We start from the raw sequence: 26,999 nt of genomic DNA, 5'->3' as shown, positions 1-26,999 counted from the left end.
CACTGTTAAAGAACCTTATTGCTGTTAAACCGAACATAAGTTTCTTTCATCACTCTTATTTTAATGGACTTACTCCACAAACGCTTGGGAGTGTCTAAGCGGGCGGCTATGGCAGCAGATTGTCCACCAGAAAATACTAGGAAATTATCTTCTAAGTTAACTTGAATAATGTCAGACTTAGAAAATATTTCTGTCGACAGCTTGATTTTTGCATTAGGATTATGGAGCAGAAATAGTCCATCTGTAAGACTTTCCTGATTTTTAGCGGTGACGTTTTGAATTTGGTAGAAATCCTTATCATACAAATGGCGCACTATCAAAACATCCTTCCCTGTCTTCATCCCTGATGAAATAGCGAGAGATGTTAGTTTTCCAAATGTAACCGAACAAGAGAAGAGTACCGCTGAAACATTCTTATACTCGGGACTACTAAATACATCTAACGGAATGTTGGAATTTCCTTTTTTGATTTCATTGATAATGCAGTATTCATTTGCTTTTGGACGATAATAAAAACCATAAAGTAACGCGACTATAGAGTAGTAATATTCCCGACCGTAATTAACCTGACTGTATGATCCTAAAGCGATTATATAGGGTGCTTTAGTATCCAACTTTTCATTTTTAGAATACGAGGATTGAAATTTCAAATTCTTAGAAAGCAACGCACTAGCATTTCGGATAATTCCTTCATTCATAGTTCTTTTAAAGTCTTTGCGCAGATGGGGCGGATCTAGCATACTGCGGAAATCCGAAAAACCTCGTTTACTTTCGTGTCGACCGTTCAATTTTACATTTGATGTGGTCGCTTCAATAATTAATGGACATGGTGAGGTGACAACGAAATCGGGTGTAGTGAACGAGTAATCAACGTTAAATTTCAGTTGTTTAAATACCGCGTGCAAGTAAAATTCCCAAAAAGAAGAATGAAAGGACTTTTGAAATTCCGTGACTATATCTTCCTTTCTATTGAATCCCTTTATCCATGAGGTTAAAACTTTGCGTTGAGGCTTCAAAGACGGCCAAAGCATCATTTTAAACTTGCGATGTAGGTCTTTCTGTTTTAATTGCGGCGAAACCTTAAATAAATTCAAATCAGATTTCCGATAGAGTGCCATTATCTATCTATGGTTTGATAGTACGAAAAAAATTTGATTAACGAAAAAAATTCTTAATCGACAATTTGAGCGGACGAATCAGATCCTCGAAGCTGCTGCTTTAATTTCAGGTTTTCAATTAATTCTCTTGCCAAAGAATCTAGTTGCTTACTTTGATGGAGGTTTTCAATTTTAATGGGATTCGCGATTCTGATGGACTCTACTTCATTTTTGACAAACAGCAAGGATGAACAAAGAATCAATACTAGGATGGCAGTAAGTAAATTTCCAACCTTGAAAGCTCGATAGGAATAAATGAGGTTATCAGCTTTTCGATTATTTGTGAATTCATTTTGATTAATACTGTAAAGCAAGTCCTGTATTTCAATCTTCTTAAACTCGTTAGTCGATTCTTTTTGATACTTCAGAACATTATTTGGTGACGATTTGCTATAGATGAAGTTTTTCACATTATAATTCGCTATCGCATGATGTATGGTTAGGAAATAGGCAGTAAACGCGAGAAAGAGTAATATTAAGAACAGGATTTTCAACCACAACGCTTGATCAGACATTTTGGTTATAAAGACAGGTATAAAAAGACTAAGCAAGGAAAATATAATTCCGGTCTGTGATACAATCTGCGACGTCTTTGTTTCGATAATTGTCAGTCGAGAGGTTTCCTCAACCTCAATAGATTTTAAAAAAGTTAAGTGCGTATCTAGCCTCCCGCTTTTTTCAGATTGTGTATAATTTTTATGTTTGTAATCATAAGGCTTTTCGTCGGACCTGGGACCAAAACCAAACCATTTAAAAAAATTATACATTTTAATCGGTTAAATAGGAAATTATTGCATCAGAAATCTTTAACCCAGTCTGATCTTCAATCCAAACCCATTGACCATTTGGATTTATTTCTAAAAAAACATACTTCCCTTCGGGAGTTTTTACAAGGTCAATCGCACCGAAATTAAGATTCAGTTTACTTAACAAGTGTATGCACAATTCCTGAATTGGCTGCGGTAGCACTTCAGCCCTAAATGGTATTTGTTTTCTTCTCCAGTCTTGCTTGGTAATAATATCCGATTGTGAATCAACAGCAGCAGCAAAAACTTTTGTGCCAACAATAGTAACTCTTATTTCATATTCCTTCTCAATGTTTTCCTGAAAAATGCATGGCGTTAGATCTAATTCATCCAAACGTTGAATCGCTTCTATTGGTATTCTCGTTGTGAAAATAAACTCTGGTCTATCAATTCCTATTCTGGTATTTCCAATCGACTTAACAATTACGTTTCTGTTATGAGAATTGAAAAATGTCATCAGATCAGTTTTAGAACTAGTTACCATTGTCGATGGAGTTTGAAATCCTATTTCCTGCGCGACTCTTAGTTGATGCAATTTGTTTTCAGCTGCATATATCGCAGTCGGCGAACTCAACCACTTAGTGTCTAGAAGATAATAAAGATTAGAAATAAAACTATCTACTTCATCTAGGACATATCTTCTATCTGTGTCTGCAATGTTTTCAAGTGTCGGTAGTTTCGTCCTTCGAAACCAAGTGGAGTGAAATTGACTCTCGCCTAAAATGGAGGATTCGAATGTTTTATTAAAAGTGAATTTATAGGGGTAGCTTAAAATATCTTCACAATTCAATCTTTTGTACGGTATCTTAAGCTGATTCAGTTTATTAATAACAAAATCTGCGGTGAAATCACTCTTATGAGTGATAATCAATATCATTATCTACCAGTGTCTTGATCTGATGACTCTCCAGATTGCCTGGTGGACGTTGTAGTTCCGAGAAGTGCTAATAATTTGGCGCCGTCCTTATCCGAATCTGAGGACTCACCGCCAGAAAAGGATTTTGTTGCCGTGTCCATTTGCGAAACCGATCCAGTTCTGTCTGAGTCTGAATCCTCTCCGTTTGATTTTGTGAATGTCTCAGTTGCTACGCTCAATACGTCAACAGCTGGGTTGCCAGTAAATTTGTCAACATTTAAATTGAGAGTATAATCATATTCAATGGCGGTATAGTCTAAATTTTCCGCTTCTGGACTTTCTTTAAATTCGAGAATGAATGGTTTCATAGGGGGTGGTAAAATTTCTAATTACTAATATAGTAATTTAGAAGCGACTACCCTTGAGCTAATTATCAAAATATAGACTTACTGCTTTCAGATTGAACTATAAATCCTAAGAGCTTCTTTTAGATCAACATTTACACTTTTGTTAACATAATATTGTTGTTCGATGTTTTCAAAATAATGCCTTAACTCACGAATTACTTTGATTGGTGTTTTCTTAATTCCTAAGGAACGACCAATCAGAAAAAACGCTGCATAAATTCGGAAAATTCTTTTGACCCACTTAAAATTTGATCCAACTAAGCATATTGACTGCAATGCTCCTATTGATAAGTCTGACAGCCGTGAAAACGGGCCTTGCGATATGGAAGAATCTGTGCTCATCTCGTATAACACAAATACATAATAACTGGCAAAAATGTTGGTTAGTTTAAAAAGTGGATTTGATGGTGAACTGTCGCCAGGAACAGATTTCGATTGCTTTATATACTTTACGTAAAATTGAACTGCTTTAAGGCTTTGTAGTTGAATCAGGAATTCAGCTATTTTAAGTTTCGCTTCTTTGTTTTTCTCGGAGGAAAACAAGTTTGTCAAGTATGAGTAAATAAATAGACTTTTTCTATTGATTAACTCTTGAAAGACTTCATACATGAAATAATCATCTAATGACGGAAGTAGTTTTTCAATTGGACCTAAAGATCCATTTAAAAGCATATAGGAGTCTAATACTTTTTTTCGAGGGTAGTCTCGATTGTTTAGATATTGCACAAGACTAGGCGTTGATTGGTTCAATCGGTGTTTAACGCAATAGTCTAGGTGTGATTCTAGCACCACATGATACTTTATTCCCGCCGTTAGGTTAACAAGCACACGCTCTGTGATATCATCAGTATCTAAAATTGATTCCACAAAATCAAAAATATCCATTTCGTTATCGTCCCATTTCGGGAATGAAAGAAAATCGAGATATAATTGCTTCGGGTAGTGTTTTAAAGAAAGCTTTCTAATTAAGTAACTCAACTTATTAGCAACTCGCTTTACCGTCGTCCTATCAGCATCAGGGAAGGAGATTGCGGTGGTAAAATCAATTGTCTTAGCATGATGATCACACCATTGTTTTATCTGTGCTAACTGCTCATCCGTAAAGTCTGACGCAGGGTTTTTCTTCAAATAGGCGACGATTTTCCCGGCCCAAAAAGAATCCCAGTTTCTCTCTAAACTCATTGCTAAATTCTCCCTGACACTCTTTCCGTTTATTTCACGCGAGCGAATAGTGTCATAAACTATCTCTGGAAAATTCCCCGTTCCATTGGGCTGTATATCGTAAGCATCCCACAGCTCGTCAAAACTTAATTCATTCTTTCCGATATCCACAAAAACTTTGTCAACGGCAGCTAGAAAATGACCTTTGTCAAAGAGCAGATTTCTAGTTTTCTTATTCAGTTCCTTTCTTTCACTTTCAAAGTCCTTGGTTGTTGGCAAGTGGATCAGCTCTATTTCATTTATCTTAAGATTAAATTCTTTTAAAAGGGCATGATCCTGCCCCAGCAGATATTGAAAATTCTCGACGACGAATCGCTGCACATTTCCTTTCCTGAACTCGTTGGCGAAAAATTCGATGGATTCCTCATTAGCCAACTTAACTAAAAGGCCCAAATCAAAAACGCTGGATATATCAAGTCTTTTATAAATCTCGACGAAAGCGCTGTAAACATTATCCGTGCCTTTAAAATAATTGAGAAAATGATCCATGGCCTCATTACTGATTCGAATTTCCTCATCTGTAAAAATTGATACAATCAGTTCGAATACCTGATTGTCCTTGGGATAATCTTTTCCTGAGCGCACAAGAACATCGTCAATAATATCACGGAAATAGATTGATCCTGAAATTGAACCATAATTTGTTTTAATAAATTCCAATAGTTTCAAAATGGAATTTCTCTCCTTCAGTCGCTTTAAGCACTCTTTAAGCTCAGTATATTCGTTTGATAACCGACTGCCATCGTTTTCATGATACTCAATAGAAACCAACTGTAGTATTTCGGCGAAAATAAAGTCTAGGGATTTATCCTGTTTGTCTTGGTTATAAATGCCGCGAAAAATGGAATACCTTACCCAGGTGGTTGATTTTTTATAATTATTCAGCAGGTCTATAAATTCGCCATCTGTCAACGCAACGGAATTGACATATGCCTTCATTGCTGGATACAAACTCGATTCGTTTGGATATTCGAGATTTTTTTCACTAGTTCTTTGACTTGCTTTTGTTTGGCTTTGAATTCCTTCCTGAAATCATAATTTGATAGTAGTTCAAGCGCCGTGCTTCGAGAAATGGCTCCTTGTGATATATCCCCCTCTTTCAATAGAAAATCAATTGTCCTTTCGGAGCGAGAAAAAAAAGCTAATTCTTTTGGATCAAAAATATTCCGATTTATGAATCTATCCTCTGTCTTATAGTATTGAAATATTTTACTGAATGCTTTAAATCGAATACTTTCATCCAGTTTTTCAATTTCAAACTTTACTATTACATCAAGATTGTCTTGTATCATCCAGTCAAGCAATACATCTCTTGCTCCAATTTTTTCATCTAGAATCGTTATGAGGAAGGACAGTGAGTTTACCCAAATGGGTTTAATCTTCTTATAGTCTGGCCTAAATGAAACTATTTCCTTTATCTTATTGAATGACACTTCAGATAGTGCTTTCGCAGTTAAATACTCTTGAATATTGTTATTTATAAAGTTCCATTGTGTATCGGACTCACCTGATTTCATAAAAAGCGTTCCAGACGCCTGCAACACTAGTAACTCACTCGGATTAAAGATCTTTTGGAGTTCAGCAGTAGTACATACTCGTTTACCTTGGAATTCCATTAAGAACGCCAACTTTTTTAGCACCTCATACATTAAAGATATTTTAGAATCGACACTTTGTTTGAAATGTCTAAAGCAGTCCGCTTCTAAATTCTCTCTGATAATTTCCTCGAATAGCTCCGCCTTATCACCTGCAACTTTTCCCTTATTCGCATATTGCTCACTCAATTTGACTAAGTAGTATGGAATTGATAATAGCCCTCTAAGGTTATTATCAGAAATCCTTGCAAGGAAGTTGTCTGTTTTATCCCCGAGTTTGGTATGAAGAAATTGTTCAATTTCGTTTTCTCGGAGTTGAGCTAATCGAAATGACTTGAAATTTCGCAGTGTGTTGAGTGAGAGATTCTCTAATGCTGTTTTGTAAAAGTTAGACCGACAAGAAACAATGATGATGGAATCAGGGAAATCCTCTGAGAACTCCATAATTTTTCGACCAACGGTATCGAAGCTACCTGACTGAACCTCATCTAACCCATCAAGGCAGAGCACTATTTTGTCTTGTTGTAATTCGTTAATGCCGATGATATATTCCTTGATTGATTTATCAGTGTAAGTATTTAGATTGATTAAGAATGGATAATAAGGGGAAGATTCCTTGCTTAATTCGCTGACAAGTTTTCTGAGCTCTATACTTTTCCCTGTTTGCGCGGCACCTAACAAGGCAATCCTTTTTTCTTGACTAATTAAGTCCTTTAGATCAACTCCCTTATCGAGAAATTCGGCCAATTGATCTCCATACAAGACTATTTTTCTATTAATATAGATTGATGGTTCATCAAAGCTTTTCTTTAAGGCTCTTCCCTTCTTAATGATACTACTTAACGCGTGATTACCATTAAACACGCGGGTCCAATTCTCACCAAAAAAATCATAAACAATTTGTGGCTGTACCTTGAGTAGTGAGTTAAGCCCGTGACCATCCCAGGCGATCAGTTGAACACCTAGCGCTTTTAACAGATCTTTTTGTTTAATTAACTCATCTGTACTTTTCTTAGATACAAAGCTTTCTTGCGTGCAAAGAATGAATTGGTCTGTTTTACTTAGCCACTCACCTTCTGTAAATAGCTTAACCGCACCAGCAATTTTAGCTGGTCCAAATTTTGTTACTTTTTTACACTGATAGACAGTAAACATTTTCGCATTTCCTTTTCTTGCAAAAATGTCAATCCCTTCTTGCTTGTCGCCACGGACACCGTATGGCCTACAAAACTCCACATGGCTTTCATTCTGCGCCAATTTCAAACAAAGCCTCTCAAAGTCTTCCCAACTCAATTTATCGTAAGGAAGCTCATGGTGCAAAGTCTCAACGGGCGGTGGTATCGCACTTGTTGGAGATGCTAGAAGCCTTGACGGAATGATTTCCATGTTTATTAAGCCTGACATTCAAATTTCTATCGTCGTCGGTTTTTTCGCTGGTGAGCTATTTTAAAGACCTGAAATCTTAAATGGGTTTCAAAAGTCGAGCTGCAATCTTTTCAAGTATATCAGTTAGTTGATTTCTGTCTTATCCATATTTCTCTGGCTAATTGTCTTGCTTGAAGTCCATATGCATTAACATCTGCAGAATGCAAAACAATTTTCTGCCCATCATTGTATTTTGGATTTAGTCTTTTGTCTGCCAAGCCATTATTATGCATTATGCAATTCCTTACATCGTTTACGAATTTTATATCAAGCAAGATCTGTGGGTTAATCCCTGTGAATTGTTTTTCAATAAATTTTATTTTTTCAGAAAAAAGCAACCGTCTTGCTTGTTCCTCTGCTAAGGATGGAATTAATCGATCGCCCTTTTCGCGTATCGTTTTTAACGTTACCTTATAGTCATTACTATCCGGGTTGGAAATTAATACATTAACTATACACTTTGTGAGGAAGTCCTCAAAATGCGCAAACCCCAAAAGCAGAGCTGAAGTAGTTATGTGATTTGAGTAATTTCCATAGTTACTTTCATACAACTGTTCAATGGTAAGACCTAAATTAAAGCGATCGTGCAGTTTGATTTGCTCATAGACTTGCTGGTCTGAAACGGCAAGAAAGCCAATTAATAAATCTAGTTGATTCAACAAATAGTCAAGATCATTCATTGTTTTTTCTGTTAGGTCGTCTGAATTTCAGATTTCCGAAAGGGTGATTGTGAGAAGTATCAAACAATGTTTCCAAATCTTTTAAACCTCCGGCATGAAGTTAAATCTGTTCAAAAAACATCTCTAAAATATGCCTTGTCTGAAGAGGACAATTGAAAATATTTTGGCTCCCTTGAAATGCCGTTTTGATTCAGACCATTTTTTGTTGAATTCAAAATGACTCAACCGTATTTTAAAGGAAACTTAAAAATCTAGCAACTTACTAAGAGGCATATCAAGGGCTTCCGCAATTGCCATTAACGACGCAATTGTAGGATTTGTCTTTCCAGCTTCGATTTCATTTACCGTACTATAAGGAATTTCGGCGTCAGCAGCCAATTGTTCCTGGCTAATTCCTTGGCTCTCCCTGAGTTGTCGAAGGTGGAGACCCATCTTAATAAGCTGCTTTCGATACCTAATTCTGATTTGCTGCTTTGCCACATTTCAAATAAAACAGTAAAAAAATTCTCAGGTATAGGTTATTCCCTATGGTAAAAATGTCTATTATTGTATAGGCTATTCCCTATACCGCAAAATGAAACAGATTTCTTCTTATCCACTGGTAAAACTTCCAATCAAAATGCAGATGTCATTATGCCTTATTAAGGAAGAACTCAAGACGCGTAAGCTCTTCCGCATTTTGCAAGAAATTGGAATGACCGAATGTGGTTTTGAACCGCATTTGGATTCACTAATCCTTCAGACTATTGGTCTTGATGATGAGGATGATAATGTCTCGGACAGATATTTCACCATTATGGAAAAGCGCAGTAAAAAAATTGAAGGAAACAATGACAGCATGATGAAGCAGACATTCAAAGCGTATCGTGAAATAATGAACTTAAAAAAGAGTGTTACTTCAAAAAAGATGTAAAATGGAGACTCAATTATCTTCTGTAACAGAAACACAACAGGTTATAATTCGACGGACCATTTCTCTAATCATTGAATCTTTTCATCCGGAAAAGATCATCTGCTATGGGACAAGATCCAACTCGTCAAACGTTTGGAGCAGTTTCACTTCGCCAGACAATAATAATTCTTCCATGGCCATTGATCTACTTATCATTCTCCAAGATAAAGACAAAGGCAAAAGGGAATCTATTTCCGATAGTGTTGAAAAACTATCCAATGATTTTCTCGCCATAATTCCGATTGTACATAGTGTAGATGCGGTAAATAACAGCCTCGAAATTGGCAATCCTTTTTTCGTAAGAGTGTATCGAAGTGGTGTACTTCTACATGATAACGATACAGTTCCCCTGATCACGCCTTCCAGGGTAGTTGACCCTCACGTTCAAAGCTCTTTTGTCCAAGGGTCGAAAAGGAAATTTGACCTCGCACAAGCCTTTTATCAAACTGCTACAGATTGTTTACAGGAAAGCCGATATGATGTCGCAGTCCTCATGCTCCACCAGGCTGTTGAGCTAACTTGCATTTCTCTCCTTCGTACTTGTATTGGCTATAAGCCAACCACTCATAGTATTAGGCGGCTGTTCTTGCTACTGGAAAATATCACATTGAATGTGCACACGATTTTTCCAAGATCAACGGAATCCGAACTCCAAATCTTTAATATTTTACAAAGGGCATATTCTGACGTTCGATATAAAGAGGATTATTCGGTAGCCGCAGATAATGTTCTCACACTACATAACCGTGTTTGGAAATTTCAAAATATGGCATTGATATTATGTCAGAATAAATGGAGGGAAACTGAACAGCAGTGCCACGATATTCAATCTAAACAACAAGTTCAAAAAAGGCTCATCGTTGGATATGACGTTTCATCATTTGAAAGTATTGGCCTTGACGCGTTCTCGGATGTGATTTTACAGAGGGGAGGCTCGGAGAGAATCGAAATAGAGTCAGACTCAGATATGACACACATGGTCGAGACAAGAATTGAAGAGAATCGATTATGGGTCACGATGAAGAATGATTCATTTGAGGTGATTCCTGCTTCGGTCATTCGCCTCACCTATTCAACATTGAGCAGCATTGTTGTACATCATTCCGGCACCGTCACATGTAAAGAACCTATTGAAACTGAATCGCTGGCAATCATCCAGAATGGAAAAGGCCGAGTCGACCTTCAGGTAGACGTTACAATACTTGATGCTACTGTAACAAAGACAGGAGCTTTGGCTATTTCAGGATGCGCATTGAAAGCTAATATTTTGAATACGGGGCCAGGTTCCTTTGAGGGAATTGATCTTGAGACATCGGAAGCGAAGGTCACAATCAAAGACACCGGCGGAATTTCGATCCAGGTTGACGACGAATTGAATGCTTTTCTCGAAGGCGATGGAAATCTCCAGCTTAAAGGAGAACCGCGGTTAAAGAGATTTACGATGGATTAAAATACCAGTACTACAATCATTAAAATAACCTATGCCTATGCGAGTCTTTTCCATACCCTTGAATTTCCGACACGGCATACCTCTTGTTCGTTCGCCGAAAATCAAGATTCCAAAGGAAATTGAAGTGCCAGTTTTCCTGATCCGTCATGAACTCCAGAGCAGGATGCTATTCAAACATTTTCAAATGATCGGTTTTCAGGAATGTGATTTTGAAACTTTTCTTGATCGCCTTATTCTAGCAAGCCTAAGAATGTGGGATGGAACGGATAAAACATTCAAAATTTATTTTGATCTCATGGAGAAATGGAGCGACGACATCAATGCCGATGAGGATGTAATAACGAGGAGAGCACTTAGAATATACTATGCCCTGATCAAGGCTAGAGGGAAAATAAAGGTATTAAGCCTCAACGCAACAAGAAAAGGCTAAAGCAATAAGATCATATTCAATTGCCCTCCACTTCAAACATTATATCCTAGAATAATAGGGGCTCCTCAGCAACTTTCACAGTAACGCTATTTTGTCTTTTAAACTTGCAAATTGTTCTAAACTTATCACGAAGGACTATTTCAGCGAATAGATATTTATATTCCTTTTTTATTCTGGCATAGCCGTTAATATAAACCTGCTTAGGTTCAAGTTTTCCGACTGTTTTGTACAAAAGTTCAAATTGTGAATCTGTGGAATAATATACATGCCAGTTTTCAACAAAATCATTTTCAGTCTCAGTATCTTTTCGATATGTGAAAATCTCCTCATTGTGAAGGTTGGTATAAGGACGAATGACATTGTCCTCAAAACACTGCTTCAAATACCGAAAGTCTGGAGTCTTTAAAGTATTCTCCAGAAACTCAACCTTCTCCTGAATCTTTAGGTTTTTAAATGTTATTGCTTCATGTTCCAATTCTCTTCGCCTTTTAAGTATCGCTTCCTGTTGTTGCAAATATTTTCGTTCTTTTTCTGAACTGAGAATTTTGTCAAAATTTTTTTCAAGGGACAAAAGCTCGTGTAGGAAGGTGAGCTTATGGATCGTGATATACCCTACTTCTAGCCCTTTGACTAATCGCACAATGCAATCCTGGAAATCGATAAATAGTTTATCATTTTCACAATAAGAAGTCTTTTTCCATTTACTGACAATCTTATCTAATTTTGAATCAATATGACCTCCATAAAACTGGGAAGAATTATACTTAGTCAAGTCTATAACTAAATATGCCAAATATCCCTTTTTAGTATGTGCGTGAAAACGTGAGTTCATTTCTTCTATGGACACGCTTAACGTATGTTGAAATTCTATTGCCACTTGATGCACAACGCTATCTATTCGATGCCTTACGCCATCTACTTCGATCGTTAATTCATAGGTCTTTGCACCAAGTTGTTCGACACCATAATAAGCTTCAATATTTTCATACTGCCAGATTCGGTGCCATTCACTTAAGTCGTTATCCCTTTTGCTATCAGGAGGTAAGGCTTTTCTCCTTATATAGGGTTTGCTTTCTCGAATCACTGAAACAAAAATATCTCCATAGTAGTTATACCACGTATTCCTCAAAGGAACTGCATCTCTGAACTTCAGTATTTCTATGATTTTCGGCATGACTCTCCAATACTAAGGTCGTGAATTTCGGCCAGTCTTTTCGAATTGGGGATTCTACAAATCTGGTTTTAACTGTCAGTAAAATCCTTTGGATATTATAAAATGAAGAGGCGATATGTGGCTATGGCCTGAATTAAATTAATCCTTTATCAGCAAATGAAAAATAGCCTTCCTTCGTAACGATAATGTGATCAAGAATCTGAATCTCAAGAAATTTTCCTCCTTCTTTCATCTTTTTTGTCAAATCAATATCTGCCTGACTTGGCTTGAGATTTCCGGAAGGATGGTTATGAGAAAGTATTATCCCACACGCATTCGCTTTAATGGCGGCGGCGAAGATAAGCTTCGGATCAGCGACTGTGCCTGTGAGGCATCCCGATGACACTTCGAAAATTCCGAGAACCTTATTAGCCCTATTAAGTAGTAAAACTTTGAATTGCTCAATGAATTCGAGCTTGTCTTCATCCCAGGAACCAAGGAGAATATCGAATGCGCTTTTTGATCGTTCGATCTGTAGCATCATGGAAGGTAGAAGAGCTGTTTTGTAGGAGAGTTGAATTTCTGCTACCTGATAGTTGATGGATTGATTAGTTGTGCTTTCCATAATCAACGGGTTTAATTATGGTGTGCTCATTTGCTCGCAGTGCAGGACTACCAAAAGGAAACGGAATAAATGGGGGTTCCTGGAAGCGCTAGCTGGAAGGGGGAACCGTTTATGCCGAACGCTTTTGGTAGACCTAAAGCACTGGGAGCAACCTTTCACCAGAATTAAACCCGTTGATTAGGAAAGCGTCAATCAATCTGTCAATAGGAGCAAGAAATCAGAAAGAGTGCGGTCGGTAATAATTAAATGCTTCTCCCTCTTCTTTTCTTCTTTTTCTTTCGTCTGGTCAAGTCATCAGAAACCATATCAGGATGATAGTCAGGATTACTACGATCCACATGAAAAAGATCCTTCAGCAACGCAGTCAGATCAGAGCCCTGCGAATCTTTTTGTGCTGCAATATTTTCATGAGCGCCTCGGTGAATGTTAATTGACCTTGTTTTGGCCTCCGGGGATGCTGACTTTGTTCTAACATTTGCTTCATGAACTGCCAGGTGATCTCTTTGTTGTTCATAGTCGATACGATTCTTTACCGAAGGCCATTTAAAATCGTGACCAAGCGCAGCACCCTTGATGACAAATCCATTATAGTCATAAGAGATCCCACTTACATATCCTGTGGTAGCCTGATTGAATTGAAGCCTGACGCCTTTACTTTCCAGTCCTGTGATGAATTCCTGAGTCGTTAACCTTCGACCTTTTGTAAGGACATCCTTGACAATTGCCTGTAGCTTCAATTTCGTTGAGGGAACATTGGTTCGCTTCATCATCTCCAGTTCGTCCTTGGTCATGGCTCGCTCTTTCGCTTCCCGGCTGGACACAACTTTTACGAGGTTGTACTTTATCTCAAGCTCCCGGAGCACCTGCTCGCTCCGCTTATAGTCGTTACTGTCGCTGAGAACTTTGCCATCGTATCCAATCCGGTTTACCAGGATATGGAGGTGAGGGTGGTCAGCGTCAAAATGCCGGAACATGATAAACTGATGCTGAGTGAATCCATTGGCCTGAAGGTAATCGTGACCGATCTGCTTCATCATTTCACTGGAAAGGTTCTCTTCTGGTGGAAAGTTGATCGAGGTGTGATAGAAGTATTTTTGAAGATTCGGCTTCTGCACGCGGATCAGTTGTACCTCTTTCAGTATTGAATTTTCCGACTTGCCAGCAAAGGAAGAATCCAGTAACTCAGCCACTCCTTTGTCGACCTTTTCAAGGTTATATCTGAGCGCTCCACGAAAGCCTTTACCCTTGATCTGGTTGCCGGTCATCGGTCATGAGTTTTAGAATCTTATCGATCAAGGACGTTAGGGCTAATAAGTGAGATAGGTACTCCTTTGGAAAATCCCCTTGATTAATTCTGTGAGTCACTTGGTTGAGATTGACACCGATCTTTTTAAGTTCCATGTAGAGCGCGGCATCTATCGGTGAAAGTTTAACTGCGGGAAACTTCCCGGTAAATACTTTTTGCCGAATCCAATTAGCCGGACTTAATCCACTGGCTGTGGAGTACTGGCTAGCCTTTTCATTTTCATCGTCAGTGAGTCTGATATTCACCTGATGAATTCTTTTTTCGCTGCTATTTACCGGTGGTCTGGCCATAACTTTTAAGGTCGAACGAAGTGGTTGTTACTCAGCAAGCCGTTGGAGCGTAGCGGAAACATGGCTTGCTCCTCCGAACTTGACAGTGATCAGGTGTTGCCGGTGTCTGCCGGTACTTGACTTAAGTTGCCTTTGATTTACGTTTCCTGAATTCATTGACTGTTATTGCCCCAATTTGAACTTGCCTGCCGCTAATTGATCCACTTGTTCATAACTATCTTTAAAATTCCATTTAGCCTTTGCGACAGGTGATGAGGATGTCTTCTTTTTAAACTTCGTGATCGCGTGGGCCAGACTGAAATAATTGAGTTCGACCCTTGCATTCGCTACCCTTTCAAGATCTTCGCGAATGACATCGAGTGCGAGTGTTGCAGCCATTGAAGTAACTATCTCCGAATATTCTTCTACGATCAGGGTGTAAACTCCTCTTTTTCTCTCTTTCAGGAATTGTATGATGTATCGCTTCTCCATTGCGGCTTGCTGTTTGTGCTTAATTAAGAATCACTGTGATTTCTTGCCGAGATATACCCGGATAGTTTTTGCATTCAGCTTCTCAAATTCTCTGAAGTGTATCACTGAATCCTTCCGTGCAGCTGTGAAATCAATGAAGTAATGTCCTTTCTCATCCACCTTAGCACGCTTGAACAGCTCGCCGACATTGTCCGAGGCCTGAACGATTGTCCGCGCGCTATCGAGATCATAAATCATTGACCGATACCACACGCCAATCCACATCAGTATCAACATTGGAATACTAATTATGATCCATTTTACGGCAACGCCCAGTTGAAATCTGAATGCTTCTCCAGGAGAAACAAAATGGAATACGGTTGGGCTTATTTTCGTTGACGCCTCCTTGATTAATTCTCCAATGGCTTTATTGTTTTGATTATTCAGTTGCATTTCTTTATGGATGATGTACAAAGCGGGAATAATTGGATCGCTTGGTGAAATATCAAATCCATACTTTTCAAGAATGAAAGCGCAATAAGAGCGTACTTCTTTTTGTTCCTGATCGGTCATTGCCATGACTTAAAGGCTTAGTTCTTCAATCGGTTTCTTGAAATAGATGGATGTGAACGGGCTTAAGCCGGTTATTCCTTTTCCATTCTTTAAAACATTCTCCACCGTCCTCATGGCTATTTCACCTTTATCCTTTACCAGATCGAAGTGAATCAGTGAGAGTTTATTGGCCTCTACATATTCCATAAGAGAAGCTTTCTGTTCTTCCGAGCATGGATAGAATCCATTATGCGCGACGATTACTTCCAGTCGTCCTTTGGTTGATTCAACCAACTCCGCTAAATATTCCATTGTCGCCTTGAAAATATTCCCACCACCAACAATGCAAACAATTTGCAGGTGGATGTCATTTTGCTCAAGCAATTCTATGACCGTCTCCACGCCATTGATTGAGAAGTATTTTGGCAATTGCTCGGCCACACTTGCTCCCAAATCGGCAATAAATAGTTCCTTCTTTGCTTCGATAATACTTTGAAACAAGCCGTTGAAAGCGCCTCGATCAATTCGTTTTGTCGTAGCATCAAGAAAGGAAACTTTGACCGGCTGGCGATAAGCGAGCTGCTTAAGGGTGGTGGTGGTAGCATCGTCGAGGTCCAGTATGACCGCTTCGCGGTGTTTTTCAGCGAGCATAAATGCCAAAACTGATTTTCCCGCGCCTCCTTTGGCTTGAGTGATAAAGTGAATTTTCGTTTTCATGATTATTATTTTTAGTGAGTTGATAATTTTCTGCCAGCTAAAAAGATATTACCGCCTTACCCCTTTAGATCTTGTCCGAGGAAGAGTTTGATCGTGTTTGATTTTACTCGTTGCAATTAGATACTCATTAACATCTTTGTGTTCTCGATAAAGAGCCGAAGCGTCGCGAAAGTCAATTCCTCTTTCTTTCAGGCTTTCTTTCGCTTCATGTGCGGCACTATCATTGTCCAGAAAGAGATTTATTTCTTTGTGCGACTGAAGAATAGGCAAGCTGCGGGTCAATAATCGGAGCGAGTTGAGGACAAGGAAATTCGAGATCTTTGTAATCTGATTTATTTCTCGATGCTCAATTTGAATAACAGAAAGAAAATCCATGAATCCTTCCAGTACAGATACCTTCTCCGAATTGTTATTGATAAAGGAAATGTCCTTGGGCGAAGAGGAACCTTTAAACCAGTTGTTTCTGAGTTCGAATGCGCCGGAATTATTTGGAAACCCGATGGCTGTATAAATCTTTGGCCCGATTCTAAACTCAATCTCTTTACAGTATTGCTTGGCAATACCTGCGTCAATGGAGCGGCTTCTTAAGTAATAGAGCAAATCTCCGCTCGTTAATTCACGAGGCGATATAATCTCCAGTCTATTTTCTGGTTTTTCAAGGGGAACCTTTGGCTGGTGAAAACAAACGGGTAGTTGATAGTTATCAGTAGATAATTTCTCCAGGAATTCTTGCAGGGAGCACCCATGAAGTTTTGCACCAAGATCCAGTATTGTTCCGCCATCGCCGGTGCCGTGATCATACCAAACATTTAGCCGTGTATTTACTTTAAAGGATGGAGTTCGTTCATCGCGGAATGGCGAATGATACCATTGATCGATTCCCCTGATCTTGACAGGTCCGAATCCTAGACTAGATAGGTAATCCGTGATTGGAATTTTCTTCGCTTCACTGTAGGATAATCTATTCTGTGGCATCCGGCTGTTCGTTCGTTGTGTTTTCAATGATCATTGTTATCTGACTGCCCTTCCTCGGGTGGTAAGAAGGAGAGTACCTCAGGTATCCCAATCGCTGAAGTTCTTTGATTGCCTTGTGATAGGTGGCTTTGGAACGAATGTGTGAGTCTCTCATAAGACGCTTTCGTGAAACACGGTAACGGCTCTCAAATTGACTTTCAATCCAAGAGTGACAGAGCGCCATGGAAAGGGATAAGTGGACTGGTTTCAGTCGTTCATCTGAAACCATTTTATCTATATAACAGGTAAGCTGTTGAAGGCTATCCATTGTTATCCTTTCTAGTGATGCAGTTATCTTCCAACAGTTTAAGAATGTCTTCATGCTTGTAGAATACAATGCCGCCTATCTTTGTGTACGAGAGGGTTCTGTTAACTCGAAGATTTTGTAGAGTGCCAGGTGAAACCCCCAGTATCTTTCTAACTTCGGATGTTCGAAGCCATTGCTTTGCTGATTGACCAGTTGAAGGCTTAAGCACGCTTTTGATTTCAGCAATCAATTCATTCCTAAAGATTTCCAGATCACCAATTGTTAATAACTGATCGCGATACGTTGCTGGCCTCCTTAAATTGTTATCATTTGAATTTGATGTGTTCATTCCTTTCCCGCTTTAGGGCTACCACTGATCTTGCGAAGCAAGATGTGAAAGGACTATTAGAAAATTTCCCATCTTCCTAACAACATGGGATAAAAAATTAGTCATCTCACTTTAAAAAGTAAACGATGACTATTAAGGGAAGGTTGGGTTTTAATTTTGTTTGATTCTGTTTGTGCTGATTTGAAGAACGACTATTCAAAAAGCAGACATTTCCGATTAAAATGGTTGCATTTGAATCAGTTTGATTTCAGTAGCACTTTATCCATTGTATTTTCATGGGTTACCTACTTGCCGAGAAGCTAAACGTCTCCAAGTCAAGCCGGTTCGATCTAAATAAATTCTATAGATTTTCTAAGGACCCTTCAGACAAGGATCACCTGTAAATAATCGGCATAAAGGCCGAAAAGTATTATTGAATTCTTATAGCCGTTTTTGTCTTATCAAGAGACAAAAGAAGCGCTGGTAGTAACTTTTGCTCCGCCAGATAAGGTATGCCAAAGGTCCTTTTTGACAAATTATTCTTAATAGTGTCTATAATCGGTATTTCTGAAGCAGCTCTTTTTCTTAGCAATGGATCTTTTAAATTTCTTAAAGCAGATAGGCATTGATTAACTACCCATGCAAATGGAACAATACCAGCACGCTTCAAATCATTTTGAAGGCCTTCGGCTTCTCGCATGGGAGTGGTTTCGGGAAGAGCGACCAATACGATTTTAGCAAAGTTCTGATCTTGCAAGAACATATAAGGTGTTTTGATTTTAACCGAACCAGGAGTTTGCTTCTTTAAAATCTCACGATGGTAACTCCCTGTTGTGTCAAGCAATAATAGTGTATGCCCCGTCGGCGCGGTGTCGATTACTACAAACTGTCGCTTTGCTTTATAGATCGCACTGGAGAAAGCGTGAAATACTGCTACCTCTTCCGTACAGGGAGATTTAAGATCCTCCAGCAACAACTTCTTACCTTCGGCATCAAGGGTTGCCCCTTTTTGATTCATCACCTTATCAACATAATTTTTTGTTTCGACTTTAGGATCAATGTGCTCAACCGTTAGTGTGCCCGGCAACTCCTCCAATTGATTGATAAAATCGGTTATGTGAGCTGCCGGATCGGTAGTGGTTAAAAGAACTTCATGCCCTCGTCTGGCCAGTAAGGTCGCAATAGTTGCCGCGACAATAGTCTTGCCCACGCCGCCTTTTCCCATTGTCAAAATCAGACCATTAGGACTATTTCCCTCAAGCTCATCCACCAATTCTGATAGGTCTTCCAAAGGATGCTCAAACATACTTTCAGTAGAAATTTCTTTGGCAATAATTTTCTTCTGCAATTCTGTATCTAACAACGACCTTAATTTTTCCAGCCCCAACACATTGTATGGAAGCAAGGGGTAGTTTAATGTAGCGAGTGTTTTTAAAGCATCAGGCATTTCCATTAACTCCTTCTGCGCGAGTTGTTCCATTTTCAGAGCAACCTTATCACTTTTATCAATGGCACTAAATACACCATTGATCAATAGTCTCTGATTAATTAAGCCCAGTTCTTTGAGTTCAAGACTTGTCCTTGCAGCTTCTTTCAGAGACGAAGTTTCCGATCGGGCCACCAGGTAAAAGGTTGTTTGCTCCGCATCCCTTAAGCTGGCAATTACTTTCTTATATCGCTCTTTACTACTTTTCAATGCTGAAGAGGGGCCGATACAAGAGGCTCCTTTAGGATTTTCGTCCAGAAAAGTATCCCATGCGGCGGGCAACTCCAGCAATCGAATTGTATGACCTGTTGGCGCGGTATCAAATATGATTACATCAAAGGCTTCAGGATTTCCTTCACCAGTAATGAAGCGGGAGAACTCATCAAAAGAAGCAATCTCAGTAGTGCACGCTCCGGACAATTGCTCTTTTACTTTGTTTATCTCTTGCAAAGTTGCCACTCCTTTAAGAGGGCCCATTGCCCGTTGACGATATTCATCCGCCGAAACTTCAGGATTGATATTTATGGTAAAAAGAGTGCTGAGTGTCCTGTGAGGTGTGATTTCATTCTTCACCGGACTTTCCAATACATCTTCCAGGTTTGATGCAGGATCGGTACTGATTAATAGTACCTTTTTCCCCTCATCGGCCAGTTTTACTGCTGTGGCACAGGCCAGTGACGTCTTTCCTACGCCACCTTTTCCGGTGAAAAACAGAAACTTATTGACTCCCTTTTCCATGTGATTATTTGTTTTCATTAAACGCAGGTAAGGTCGGAACTATTCCCCGGCAATCAGGTGACATAAATCATTCAGAAGATGTCAACTACTGATTTTTGTCATGGTATCCCATAACGTGAACGGCGTTTACTAAAATGAGATATCAGCCGACTTCCTCAAAAAACTCGACAAATAGACGGTGTACTAATTTCTCTAAAAGATCCCCATTGGGAAGGTCAGAAAAATACTGATCTGGCGCATTTATAATATTCTCGCGCGTGTGTGTTACAAAGTCTCGCCAATCTGCATCACTCAGTTCAGCCCGCTTATGCTTGAGCATTTCCATAAATGGTCGGATCTGATTTCTATACCTTTTATATAAATATTCTATTTCATCCATACCTTGACCATTAAAGGACTTTCCTTCAATTACATGTTGGGAGTCGGATACAATTTTCTCTTGAACCAAAAGGCAAGATTGACCAGTAAAATCAATGCAGGTACCTCAATCAATGGCCCCACTACACCAACAAATGCCTGCCCCGAGTTGATACCAAAAACTCCTACCGCCACAGCAATAGCCAATTCAAAATTGTTTCCGGTCGCAGTAAAAGAAACAGATGTGTTTTCTTCATAATTCGCTCCAAGTCTTTTGGAAAGGATGAAACTCAGAATAAACATGACGAGAAAGTAGATTATTAACGGGATGGCAATCCTGACTACATCCAAAGGGATGTCCAGAATCATTTTTCCTTTGAAGCTGAACATGATCACGATGGTGAATAACAGCGCGATCAATGTCAAAGGACTGATCCGTGGAATAACATTTTCAACATACCACGCTTCTCCTTTTAACTTGATGGATAGATACCTGAAAATAAAACCAGCGAGGAATGGAACGCCAAGGTATAGAAATACGCTCGTGGCAACATCGCTCATACTGACGTTGACAGCCGATCCTTCTATTCCGAAGTAAGGCGGCAGAACTGTGATGAACAGCCAGGCGAAGAAACTATAAAACAGGACTTGAAAAATACTGTTAATGGCCACCAGTCCTGCAGCATACTCTTTGTCTCCCTTTGCCAGATCGTTCCATACCAATACCATTGCAATGCAACGGGCAATGCCAATAAGAATCAGGCCCACCATGTATTCAGGCTTGTCCCGCAGGAAAATCATTGCCAGCCCAAACATCAGGATGGGGCCTATAATCCAGTTCAGCAGCAATGAGAGACTGATAAGCTTGACATTCCTGAATACTTTTCCAAGATGTTCATACCTCACTTTAGCAAGTGGTGGAAACATCATTACAATCAGACCAGTTGCAATAAGAAGATTCGTAGTACCTATCTGAAAGGGCTTCATCCACTCTTCTATAGAAAAAAGATTCCCAATAAGAATTCCAAGCAGCATAGCAAGAAATATCCATAGGGTTAAGTATCGGTCGAGAAATCCAAGTTTCGATTGACTCATGGTGATGTTTTACTTTCTATTGAAGGCGGTAGTTAATTCCAGTTCATATTGAATCTGGGCAAAGGCAATAAAATCTTTAATGCAATCAGATGTCGGATACAGGATACTTGCTTTCTTTAGCACCCTGAATGCTTCGTAATAATCGTTCTTGTTCAGCAGTTCCACCCCAAGATTATAATAATGAAGTCCCGTAAGCTCTTTCAATGAAACAAGCTCCATCGTGACGTTGTCATTAAAAGGCGCCGACAATGTTTCCTGTTTGGAAAGCTGAACCTTCTCCCTTGCCATGTAACTGGCAATCCGTTCCATTACATCTCTCTTATTTTCAACAAAGCCATGAACAGCATCAGTGGTTTCCAAAAGAATGGTTTCCGAATCAGGAAGGTCAATCAATAAAAATATATGATATCGCGTCTTATAGATTTTAGGAATGTAACCAAGTCCTTGCAGCACATAGCCATACAATGCCGCCCCGGTAATACAGTTATAGCTTCCGCGACTAAAGATGTTATTAAATGTTTCGTATGATCAGTAACTCCTGAGGTAGTGGGTATGAACATCATTAAAAACATATCGCAGAAACTTTGCCTCAGTTTTGAATTTCGTACGCTTGTCTTTTAGTGTTTGAGTATAATCCAGCAATTCATTTCTGAGATTGCTGTACTGTGAAGAGTCTGTCTTTACATCATATGCCAGTAAGAAGAGCAATGGATCACTTTCCATTGTGTTACTTTTCTGAAATGCCTCCTTTTCAAGGGTGGTTTCAAAGAGCAGGCAATAACTAAGGCCCGGCAATTCCTGACTGAAAAGCCGTTCATTCATTCCGAGGAAAAATATCAATACAAGTAATTTGCAACTCCTCATCCTGGGAAACTTTAATTTAAAAACCTTTCCTCAACATTTCTGCGTAAGGGTTTGGAAGAGGACTATCTTCTACTGCCTTAGCAGCCTTCTCAATATCATAGTTGAAGCGAACAAACTCGACTGAAAGTCCTTCCTTAGAAACATGGGAATACTTCTCGTCAATCGTAAGAATCACATAACATCCTCGTGGATCTCCATCTTTTGGTTTACCCACCGACCCTATGTTGATAGCATGCCAGTAATTTCCCTTTTCATCCTTAAGTACGCGGTGATAAGGTTTGTGGGTATGTCCAAAACACATGATGTGGCCTTTAGCTTCCTCCATAATGCGAAGCAGGCTCTTTTCCTGTCGGTCTTCGAAAAGATATTCGTTGATACGACGCGGACTACCATGAACCAGCAGAACATTTTTAGTTTCATCTTCAGTCGGTGTGCTGTGAAAGTCTTTGTTATTGATAAATTCTACCCGAAGATGGCCGGGAAGTGACCTGAGGTAATTTCGTTCATCATCCTTTACGTTTTCATTTGTATAGGAAATGGAGACGACTCCCATTGCTTTTTCATCATCTGTCTTATAGGCACATCCACAATCATCACTGTGTCTGCCCACTCCGAAATCATAATTCCCGGCAATAGTTGGTATTTTTCTTTTTCGGATCTCATTGATTACCTCATTGGGCCAGATATTATATCCGACGAGATCTCCAAGGCAATACACCGCGTCCGGCTTACGCGATTCCATATCGGCCATACAAGCTTCCAGTGCCGGCAGGTTTGCATGAATGTCAGAGAACAAGGCAATTTTCATTTTATGGATTTTAGGTTATTCAAGAAACATCCCCATCTCCTGGGTCTTCAGATAATCATTTGTCTTATAGATCAGTTCTCCCTCGGTGCTTGTTATGACAAAGAATGGCAAGCCGACCTTTAGCTCCGGAAAGCGCGAATCGCTGCTGTACGTTTTAAAATCCGGTGTCGTATCATATACTTTTAACAGGACTGCGTTCTTGAGGGATGCAATCAGCTCTTCGTCCTCCTGCGTTAGCTTTTTAAATGCCTTGCAGTTGGTGCACCAGTTAGCATAAAAATCGATAAACACATTTTTTCCGGTTCGCTTTGCTTCCGCATACGCTGCGTCCTTATTCAGATACCATGTTAATGATCCATCGATTTCAATAGATTTCTCATTTTCTGCTGGAGAAGTGGATAATGAAACAGAAGTATTTCCAGACCAGGCAGGGATAATACCTCTTACAAGTATTAATGCCCCGACAATTGAAGAGAGTATCAAAAGAGATTTTACGACCCTAGTTTCAACTATTCGCTCGGAAGGTTGAAAGAAGAAAGTAGAGATCAGAACAATGAGCGAACCGATGCCAATAAGTTGAATTGCCTCTGCTGCAAAATTTAAAATCAGTAAAGCTTTTTCAACATACGTCCATCCGAAGTAGATGATTAGAATGCCCAATACATATTGAACATAGGTCATCCATTTGCCGGATTTTGGAAGACTCACTCCGAACACGCCTATCAGTAAAAAAGGAATTCCTAATCCAAGGCCAAACGAAAGCATTTTGAATGCTGCCGCCAATGAGAGTGAAATAGAAAAAGTGTCGCCCATACTGCTTGCCAGTCCAATGAGAATACTGACTACGACAGGTCCAACACACGATGAAGCAAGGAGACCTGCACCCATCCCCAACAAAAATGTTCCAGTGACTCCTTTATTTTTTGTTTCTGTCTGACCGCCAAACAACGGGATATGAATTAGGCCCGCCGCTGAGATTCCCATAAGGATAATGACAACACCTATTAATAAGTTAGTAACCGGGAGTCGCATGATTTGATTGAACGCTCCACCGCTGAACGAGGCAACGATTCCAAACACAAGATACATTGCCGCGAGTCCGAGGAAATAAAACAAAGGGTGCAGAAACCGCGAAGAGCCCGCCCCCCGAGCCTTGATAACGTTTGCCGTGATCGGGTACAAGGGATAAACGCAGGGAAGAAGGCTTGCCAGAAATCCTCCCAGAAACAGAAAGAAGTAAGATCCAAGTGAGGTGTTATCGGAGGCAAGCTTACTCTCAATCCATGAATTCATTTCCGTGAGTCCAGCCTGAGCAAAAACCCAGCCCGGTAAGCTTACCAAAAGCAGGACAAGACCAAACGATAAAATTCTTTTTGATGTCATTACAAACTATGCTTTAATCAGAGAAAACGCATAGAAAATTTCCAGTCCAATCTGGTGCACGCGCTCTTTATACTTTGCAGCTTCCTGAGGTGTTCCATCAAATTCTTTTGGATCATCATAAGGCGTTGCTATACGAACTGTTGCACCCATCACAACGGGGCAGTTTTTATCTGCCTGCGCGCAGGTCATGATAGCGCCAAAACCATTTTTTGGATTTCCCTCTCCATCATATTTTTTAGAAAACGCTTTGATAGGAGACCCTTCATCGGAGAAGCGAACCTCATAGACAGGATTTGTGCCTTCGGTAGTCTTCACGATCTTAAATCCAGCTTCTTCGAGGGCCTTGACAGCACGAGGATTAAAGGCCGTTGCTTCTGTTCCTCCTGAGTAGGCAGTCACATTAGGTACATTATAATAAGCAGCGGCAACCTGTGCCCACACCTGTGCCATATGGCTCCTACGGGAGTTGTGAGTACAGATAAAAATCAATTCAGTTTTTTCTCCAGCCTTCACTTTGCTTTCCACAAAAAGCGCGAGCTTCTTCAATGCTTTCTTGCGGTCTTCCGGAATCTGGTCAAACTCTTTTGTGAACGTTTCGATGTTATTCACAATGGGCTTATAAAGTGTAACTTTCTTTTCGCTTGTAAATGACATTGTACACAGCAGGATTAGTAGTAAAGCAAAAGGTTTCATTGATTTTATTTTTGGTTATAGTTTTTTCGATTAGGGTTTCTCAGCGTAGGTGGTAGCGCTAAAAATTCCGTCTGTGCCACTTAAGAACTTCACTATCTCTTCTTTTGTCAGATACTCACTCAGTATCTCCTCTGGAAGTTTTATGCGTTTCATTTTCTGTATCTTAAGATTGATGAATCCTGTTTGTTTAATGATCTCCAGATAATCGTCCACCTGAATAGCTCCCGAAACACATCCGGCATACATCTCGGCACTTTTTTGTAGTCCCACCGGAAGGTTTCCGATCAGGACAATATCCGATACGCTAAAGTGCCCGCCATTTTTAAGAATTCTAAAAGTTTCTTCAAACGCCTTTTTCTTATCTGGCACAAGATTCAAGACACAGTTACTCACAACGACATCAGCGATATTGTCTTCCAGTGGCATAGCTTCGATGTCACCTTTCAGGAATTCTACGTTCTTGAATCCAAGCTTTTTCGTATTGAGCTTTGCCTTCTCAACCATTTTATCGGTGAAGTCAATTCCGATCACTTTCCCTTTTTCTCCAACAATCGAACGTGCGATGAATGCATCATTACCAGCTCCCGAACCAAGATCTACCACTGTATTTCCTTCGCTGATCTTTGCAAACTCTGTTGGTAAACCGCAACCAAGTCCGAGGTCAGCGGTAGCTTCATATCCTTTTACGTTCGAATAGTCATCTGACATTACGGTATAGTCTACCGTCGCGCATCCCGTTGCTCCGCAACAGCTTGACTCGTTTGACTCCTTACTTTGTTCAGCAATCTGGCTGTACTTGTCCTTAACAATTTGCTTTAGTTCATTCGATGTTTCGGCGGTTTCCATAATAGTTTTGTGATAGTGTATTATTGTAATATTACGTTATGCTTAGGCAAAAAAATATCAGCAGCAGTCGTTCTTCTTGACGTATTTGGTGAACATATTTATGAATATATCTTTTGCATTTTCCCAGACCTTTTCATCAATGCAATAATTTACTTTGGGGCCTTCCACTTCCCCCTTAATGATGCCGATTCGTTTCAGCTCCTTTAAATGTTGGGTAATGGTCGACTGTGATAGGGGAAGTTCAAGTACCAGGTCATTACAAATGCAGGTGTTATTAGCCAGGAGATATTCAATGATGGCAACCCGTGCCGGGTGGTCGAACGCTTTCGCAAGATCTGCGATCTTATTTTGACTCTTCTTGAATAATTCTGATTTGGTGATGCCCATAATTACTATAACGCAATATTACGATATAGATTTTAATTCTCCAAAATGCTGCCTGCGAACGATGAATATTCAAAGGTAATGCTTACTGAACCTTCGGAGTTTTTAGTAGACAATTGTTGACGTCTTTATTCTGAAATATCACCAAAAAAATTTCAGCGCCGGAATGGGGTCACGTTGATCGAGATCAGTCTTTTATGCTAAGGACTACATTTAAAAACTGACCATCACTTGAGATTATTGAACCGAGCGAAATAATGATCAGCAAGCACGGATCTCCACTGCAACTAAGGCCGCGATTTTTAATCTACGAATCGATGGGTCAAGCTCTCTTTTTCTTATCTTTATTCTGCGACAATGAAAAAGGAATCTAAAATAGTAATAGCCGCTCTTCTGGGAATTTTCTTCTCCATGGCAACACTGGAGGTAGATATCTTTGATTATGAGAATGATTTCTTTGACACCTACGACTCATTCGTCAAGATTGACAGTAAGGTAACGCAACGAATATTCCATGTTGAGTTTGCTAAAATTGTTTCTGCCGAGATCATTCGGCCTGTTTTCGTTGCTTCTCATTTTGCGAAAACACTTCCCCGCACTGAGCCTCTCTCATCCAATTATTTCTACCGGCCCAAGTTGTTCTTGCTCAAGTCAACTTTCCTGATCTGATACTACCGTGACTTA

At 39.6% G+C, this 26,999-nt stretch carries 32 protein-coding genes; 4 read left to right on the top strand and 28 right to left on the bottom strand.

Annotated elements, in window-relative coordinates; genetic code table 11:
* Nucleotides 1-5: 5 nt before the first annotated feature.
* The 8 genes from HOP08_08520 to HOP08_08485 form a co-directional block, all read right to left on the bottom strand.
* Nucleotides 6-1,118 carry a hypothetical protein gene (locus HOP08_08520; protein ID NOT74960.1) on the bottom strand — a complete coding sequence of 371 codons (1,113 nt, stop codon included), beginning with the start codon at nucleotides 1,116-1,118 and terminating at the stop codon, nucleotides 6-8.
* 53 nt (nucleotides 1,119-1,171) lie between these two features.
* Nucleotides 1,172-1,672 (bottom strand): hypothetical protein, encoded by a 501-nt coding sequence (locus HOP08_08515; protein NOT74959.1) that lies wholly within the window; start codon nucleotides 1,670-1,672, stop codon nucleotides 1,172-1,174.
* A gap of 253 nt (nucleotides 1,673-1,925) precedes the next feature.
* On the bottom strand, nucleotides 1,926-2,840 hold the full coding sequence (locus HOP08_08510; protein NOT74958.1) for a hypothetical protein: 915 nt from the start codon (nucleotides 2,838-2,840) through the stop codon (nucleotides 1,926-1,928).
* Complete coding sequence (locus HOP08_08505) at nucleotides 2,840-3,187, bottom strand: hypothetical protein (GenBank protein NOT74957.1); 348 nt, start codon at nucleotides 3,185-3,187, stop codon at nucleotides 2,840-2,842. Before HOP08_08505 ends, HOP08_08510 begins: the two co-directional genes overlap by 1 nt.
* An 87-nt stretch (nucleotides 3,188-3,274) precedes the next feature.
* Nucleotides 3,275-5,398, bottom strand: coding sequence for a hypothetical protein (locus HOP08_08500; GenBank protein ID NOT74956.1), 2,124 nt, complete (start codon nucleotides 5,396-5,398; stop codon nucleotides 3,275-3,277).
* The gene (locus HOP08_08495) at nucleotides 5,383-7,428 is read right to left on the bottom strand and encodes a hypothetical protein (protein ID NOT74955.1); all 2,046 of its coding nucleotides are present in this window, start codon (nucleotides 7,426-7,428) and stop codon (nucleotides 5,383-5,385) included. The genes HOP08_08500 and HOP08_08495 overlap by 16 nt, the downstream gene beginning before the upstream one ends.
* Before the next feature lie 119 nt (nucleotides 7,429-7,547).
* Nucleotides 7,548-8,147, bottom strand: a complete 600-nt coding sequence (locus HOP08_08490) for a hypothetical protein (protein ID NOT74954.1) — start codon at nucleotides 8,145-8,147, stop codon at nucleotides 7,548-7,550.
* 243 nt (nucleotides 8,148-8,390) lie between these two features.
* A complete protein-coding gene (locus tag HOP08_08485) occupies nucleotides 8,391-8,627 on the bottom strand; it encodes a helix-turn-helix transcriptional regulator (protein NOT74953.1) in 237 nt (78 codons plus the stop codon).
* 94 nt (nucleotides 8,628-8,721) lie between these two features.
* Between HOP08_08485 and HOP08_08480 the strand changes: the two genes are divergently transcribed.
* From HOP08_08480 to HOP08_08470, 3 genes are read left to right on the top strand one after another with little or no spacing between them, the layout of a single operon-like run.
* Nucleotides 8,722-9,060 (top strand): hypothetical protein, encoded by a 339-nt coding sequence (locus HOP08_08480; protein ID NOT74952.1) that lies wholly within the window; start codon nucleotides 8,722-8,724, stop codon nucleotides 9,058-9,060.
* A 1-nt stretch (nucleotide 9,061) separates the two neighbouring features.
* On the top strand, nucleotides 9,062-10,549 hold the full coding sequence (locus tag HOP08_08475; protein ID NOT74951.1) for a HEPN domain-containing protein: 1,488 nt from the start codon (nucleotides 9,062-9,064) through the stop codon (nucleotides 10,547-10,549).
* 37 nt (nucleotides 10,550-10,586) lie between these two features.
* Nucleotides 10,587-10,979, top strand: a complete 393-nt coding sequence (locus HOP08_08470) for a hypothetical protein (protein ID NOT74950.1) — start codon at nucleotides 10,587-10,589, stop codon at nucleotides 10,977-10,979.
* 46 nt (nucleotides 10,980-11,025) lie between these two features.
* Here the strand turns inward: HOP08_08470 and HOP08_08465 are convergent, their stop codons facing one another.
* The 20 genes from HOP08_08465 to HOP08_08370 form a co-directional block, all read right to left on the bottom strand.
* Nucleotides 11,026-12,153, bottom strand: a complete 1,128-nt coding sequence (locus tag HOP08_08465) for a hypothetical protein (GenBank protein ID NOT74949.1) — start codon at nucleotides 12,151-12,153, stop codon at nucleotides 11,026-11,028.
* A gap of 133 nt (nucleotides 12,154-12,286) precedes the next feature.
* Nucleotides 12,287-12,757, bottom strand: a complete 471-nt coding sequence (locus tag HOP08_08460; protein NOT74948.1) for a JAB domain-containing protein — start codon at nucleotides 12,755-12,757, stop codon at nucleotides 12,287-12,289.
* 242 nt (nucleotides 12,758-12,999) lie between these two features.
* On the bottom strand, nucleotides 13,000-14,022 hold the full coding sequence (locus HOP08_08455) for a relaxase/mobilization nuclease domain-containing protein (GenBank protein NOT74947.1): 1,023 nt from the start codon (nucleotides 14,020-14,022) through the stop codon (nucleotides 13,000-13,002).
* Nucleotides 13,997-14,353 carry a plasmid mobilization relaxosome protein MobC gene (gene mobC / locus HOP08_08450; GenBank protein NOT74946.1) on the bottom strand — a complete coding sequence of 119 codons (357 nt, stop codon included), beginning with the start codon at nucleotides 14,351-14,353 and terminating at the stop codon, nucleotides 13,997-13,999. Before mobC ends, HOP08_08455 begins: the two co-directional genes overlap by 26 nt.
* 162 nt (nucleotides 14,354-14,515) lie before the next feature.
* On the bottom strand, nucleotides 14,516-14,824 hold the full coding sequence (locus HOP08_08445) for a hypothetical protein (protein ID NOT74945.1): 309 nt from the start codon (nucleotides 14,822-14,824) through the stop codon (nucleotides 14,516-14,518).
* 30 nt (nucleotides 14,825-14,854) lie between these two features.
* Nucleotides 14,855-15,382, bottom strand: a complete 528-nt coding sequence (locus HOP08_08440) for a hypothetical protein (protein ID NOT74944.1) — start codon at nucleotides 15,380-15,382, stop codon at nucleotides 14,855-14,857.
* A 3-nt stretch (nucleotides 15,383-15,385) separates the two neighbouring features.
* The gene (locus HOP08_08435) at nucleotides 15,386-16,072 is read right to left on the bottom strand and encodes a hypothetical protein (GenBank protein NOT74943.1); all 687 of its coding nucleotides are present in this window, start codon (nucleotides 16,070-16,072) and stop codon (nucleotides 15,386-15,388) included.
* Nucleotides 16,073-16,120: 48 nt separating this feature from the next.
* Complete coding sequence (locus tag HOP08_08430; protein ID NOT74942.1) at nucleotides 16,121-17,047, bottom strand: hypothetical protein; 927 nt, start codon at nucleotides 17,045-17,047, stop codon at nucleotides 16,121-16,123.
* A complete protein-coding gene (locus HOP08_08425) occupies nucleotides 17,034-17,201 on the bottom strand; it encodes a hypothetical protein (GenBank protein ID NOT74941.1) in 168 nt (55 codons plus the stop codon). The genes HOP08_08430 and HOP08_08425 overlap by 14 nt, the downstream gene beginning before the upstream one ends.
* Before the next feature lie 145 nt (nucleotides 17,202-17,346).
* A complete protein-coding gene (locus HOP08_08420) occupies nucleotides 17,347-17,682 on the bottom strand; it encodes a helix-turn-helix domain-containing protein (GenBank protein NOT74940.1) in 336 nt (111 codons plus the stop codon).
* Nucleotides 17,683-18,091: 409 nt separating this feature from the next.
* Nucleotides 18,092-19,885, bottom strand: a complete 1,794-nt coding sequence (gene arsA, locus HOP08_08415; GenBank protein ID NOT74939.1) for an arsenical pump-driving ATPase — start codon at nucleotides 19,883-19,885, stop codon at nucleotides 18,092-18,094.
* Nucleotides 19,886-20,027: 142 nt separating this feature from the next.
* Nucleotides 20,028-20,264, bottom strand: coding sequence for a hypothetical protein (locus HOP08_08410; GenBank protein NOT74938.1), 237 nt, complete (start codon nucleotides 20,262-20,264; stop codon nucleotides 20,028-20,030).
* 29 nt (nucleotides 20,265-20,293) lie between these two features.
* The gene (gene arsB, locus HOP08_08405; protein NOT74937.1) at nucleotides 20,294-21,337 is read right to left on the bottom strand and encodes an ACR3 family arsenite efflux transporter; all 1,044 of its coding nucleotides are present in this window, start codon (nucleotides 21,335-21,337) and stop codon (nucleotides 20,294-20,296) included.
* Between the two features lie 9 nt (nucleotides 21,338-21,346).
* Nucleotides 21,347-21,697, bottom strand: a complete 351-nt coding sequence (locus HOP08_08400) for a hypothetical protein (GenBank protein ID NOT74936.1) — start codon at nucleotides 21,695-21,697, stop codon at nucleotides 21,347-21,349.
* A gap of 168 nt (nucleotides 21,698-21,865) precedes the next feature.
* Nucleotides 21,866-22,159 carry a hypothetical protein gene (locus HOP08_08395; GenBank protein NOT74935.1) on the bottom strand — a complete coding sequence of 98 codons (294 nt, stop codon included), beginning with the start codon at nucleotides 22,157-22,159 and terminating at the stop codon, nucleotides 21,866-21,868.
* Nucleotides 22,160-22,217: 58 nt separating this feature from the next.
* Nucleotides 22,218-23,009: a metallophosphoesterase family protein gene (locus tag HOP08_08390; protein NOT74934.1), complete on the bottom strand. Its 792-nt coding sequence runs from the start codon at nucleotides 23,007-23,009 to the stop codon at nucleotides 22,218-22,220.
* Nucleotides 23,010-23,024: 15 nt separating this feature from the next.
* Nucleotides 23,025-24,392, bottom strand: a complete 1,368-nt coding sequence (locus HOP08_08385; GenBank protein ID NOT74933.1) for a DUF255 domain-containing protein — start codon at nucleotides 24,390-24,392, stop codon at nucleotides 23,025-23,027.
* Nucleotides 24,393-24,398: 6 nt separating this feature from the next.
* Nucleotides 24,399-25,085 (bottom strand): protein-tyrosine-phosphatase, encoded by a 687-nt coding sequence (locus tag HOP08_08380; GenBank protein NOT74932.1) that lies wholly within the window; start codon nucleotides 25,083-25,085, stop codon nucleotides 24,399-24,401.
* Nucleotides 25,086-25,115: 30 nt separating this feature from the next.
* A complete protein-coding gene (locus tag HOP08_08375; protein NOT74931.1) occupies nucleotides 25,116-25,931 on the bottom strand; it encodes an arsenite methyltransferase in 816 nt (271 codons plus the stop codon).
* Nucleotides 25,932-25,988: 57 nt separating this feature from the next.
* The gene (locus tag HOP08_08370) at nucleotides 25,989-26,318 is read right to left on the bottom strand and encodes a winged helix-turn-helix transcriptional regulator (protein ID NOT74930.1); all 330 of its coding nucleotides are present in this window, start codon (nucleotides 26,316-26,318) and stop codon (nucleotides 25,989-25,991) included.
* 354 nt (nucleotides 26,319-26,672) lie between these two features.
* Between HOP08_08370 and HOP08_08365 the strand changes: the two genes are divergently transcribed.
* On the top strand, nucleotides 26,673-26,984 hold the full coding sequence (locus HOP08_08365; protein NOT74929.1) for a hypothetical protein: 312 nt from the start codon (nucleotides 26,673-26,675) through the stop codon (nucleotides 26,982-26,984).
* The last annotated feature ends 15 nt before the right edge of the window (nucleotides 26,985-26,999 follow it).

This window comes from Cyclobacteriaceae bacterium (genome assembly GCA_013141055.1).
Lineage (GTDB): Bacteria > Bacteroidota > Bacteroidia > Cytophagales > Cyclobacteriaceae > ELB16-189.
This window is presented reverse-complemented; position numbering and strand designations above follow the sequence as displayed.

What these genes read in the sequence shown, in the direction of transcription:
- HOP08_08515 (NOT74959.1), bottom strand. Translation starts at nt 1,672, where the DNA reads ATGTCTGATCAAGCGTTGTGGTTGAAAATCCTGTTCTTAATATTACTC.
- HOP08_08490 (NOT74954.1), bottom strand. Translation starts at nt 8,147, where the DNA reads ATGAATGATCTTGACTATTTGTTGAATCAACTAGATTTATTAATTGGC.
- HOP08_08370 (NOT74930.1), bottom strand. Translation starts at nt 26,318, where the DNA reads ATGGGCATCACCAAATCAGAATTATTCAAGAAGAGTCAAAATAAGATC.
- HOP08_08520 (NOT74960.1), bottom strand. Translation starts at nt 1,118, where the DNA reads ATGGCACTCTATCGGAAATCTGATTTGAATTTATTTAAGGTTTCGCCG.
- HOP08_08440 (NOT74944.1), bottom strand. Translation starts at nt 15,382, where the DNA reads ATGGCAATGACCGATCAGGAACAAAAAGAAGTACGCTCTTATTGCGCT.
- HOP08_08470 (NOT74950.1), top strand. Translation starts at nt 10,587, where the DNA reads ATGCGAGTCTTTTCCATACCCTTGAATTTCCGACACGGCATACCTCTT.
- HOP08_08505 (NOT74957.1), bottom strand. Translation starts at nt 3,187, where the DNA reads ATGAAACCATTCATTCTCGAATTTAAAGAAAGTCCAGAAGCGGAAAAT.
- arsA (NOT74939.1), bottom strand. Translation starts at nt 19,885, where the DNA reads ATGGAAAAGGGAGTCAATAAGTTTCTGTTTTTCACCGGAAAAGGTGGC.
- HOP08_08480 (NOT74952.1), top strand. Translation starts at nt 8,722, where the DNA reads ATGAAACAGATTTCTTCTTATCCACTGGTAAAACTTCCAATCAAAATG.
- HOP08_08510 (NOT74958.1), bottom strand. Translation starts at nt 2,840, where the DNA reads ATGATATTGATTATCACTCATAAGAGTGATTTCACCGCAGATTTTGTT.
- arsB (NOT74937.1), bottom strand. Translation starts at nt 21,337, where the DNA reads ATGAGTCAATCGAAACTTGGATTTCTCGACCGATACTTAACCCTATGG.
- HOP08_08475 (NOT74951.1), top strand. Translation starts at nt 9,062, where the DNA reads ATGGAGACTCAATTATCTTCTGTAACAGAAACACAACAGGTTATAATT.
- HOP08_08380 (NOT74932.1), bottom strand. Translation starts at nt 25,085, where the DNA reads ATGAAACCTTTTGCTTTACTACTAATCCTGCTGTGTACAATGTCATTT.
- HOP08_08460 (NOT74948.1), bottom strand. Translation starts at nt 12,757, where the DNA reads ATGGAAAGCACAACTAATCAATCCATCAACTATCAGGTAGCAGAAATT.
- HOP08_08395 (NOT74935.1), bottom strand. Translation starts at nt 22,159, where the DNA reads ATGAATGAACGGCTTTTCAGTCAGGAATTGCCGGGCCTTAGTTATTGC.
- HOP08_08375 (NOT74931.1), bottom strand. Translation starts at nt 25,931, where the DNA reads ATGGAAACCGCCGAAACATCGAATGAACTAAAGCAAATTGTTAAGGAC.
- HOP08_08495 (NOT74955.1), bottom strand. Translation starts at nt 7,428, where the DNA reads ATGGAAATCATTCCGTCAAGGCTTCTAGCATCTCCAACAAGTGCGATA.
- HOP08_08455 (NOT74947.1), bottom strand. Translation starts at nt 14,022, where the DNA reads ATGACCGGCAACCAGATCAAGGGTAAAGGCTTTCGTGGAGCGCTCAGA.
- HOP08_08410 (NOT74938.1), bottom strand. Translation starts at nt 20,264, where the DNA reads ATGGATGAAATAGAATATTTATATAAAAGGTATAGAAATCAGATCCGA.
- HOP08_08435 (NOT74943.1), bottom strand. Translation starts at nt 16,072, where the DNA reads ATGAAAACGAAAATTCACTTTATCACTCAAGCCAAAGGAGGCGCGGGA.
- HOP08_08430 (NOT74942.1), bottom strand. Translation starts at nt 17,047, where the DNA reads ATGCCACAGAATAGATTATCCTACAGTGAAGCGAAGAAAATTCCAATC.
- HOP08_08445 (NOT74945.1), bottom strand. Translation starts at nt 14,824, where the DNA reads ATGGAGAAGCGATACATCATACAATTCCTGAAAGAGAGAAAAAGAGGA.
- HOP08_08390 (NOT74934.1), bottom strand. Translation starts at nt 23,009, where the DNA reads ATGAAAATTGCCTTGTTCTCTGACATTCATGCAAACCTGCCGGCACTG.
- HOP08_08465 (NOT74949.1), bottom strand. Translation starts at nt 12,153, where the DNA reads ATGCCGAAAATCATAGAAATACTGAAGTTCAGAGATGCAGTTCCTTTG.
- mobC (NOT74946.1), bottom strand. Translation starts at nt 14,353, where the DNA reads ATGGCCAGACCACCGGTAAATAGCAGCGAAAAAAGAATTCATCAGGTG.
- HOP08_08385 (NOT74933.1), bottom strand. Translation starts at nt 24,392, where the DNA reads ATGACATCAAAAAGAATTTTATCGTTTGGTCTTGTCCTGCTTTTGGTA.
- HOP08_08420 (NOT74940.1), bottom strand. Translation starts at nt 17,682, where the DNA reads ATGAACACATCAAATTCAAATGATAACAATTTAAGGAGGCCAGCAACG.
- HOP08_08365 (NOT74929.1), top strand. Translation starts at nt 26,673, where the DNA reads ATGAAAAAGGAATCTAAAATAGTAATAGCCGCTCTTCTGGGAATTTTC.
- HOP08_08425 (NOT74941.1), bottom strand. Translation starts at nt 17,201, where the DNA reads ATGAGAGACTCACACATTCGTTCCAAAGCCACCTATCACAAGGCAATC.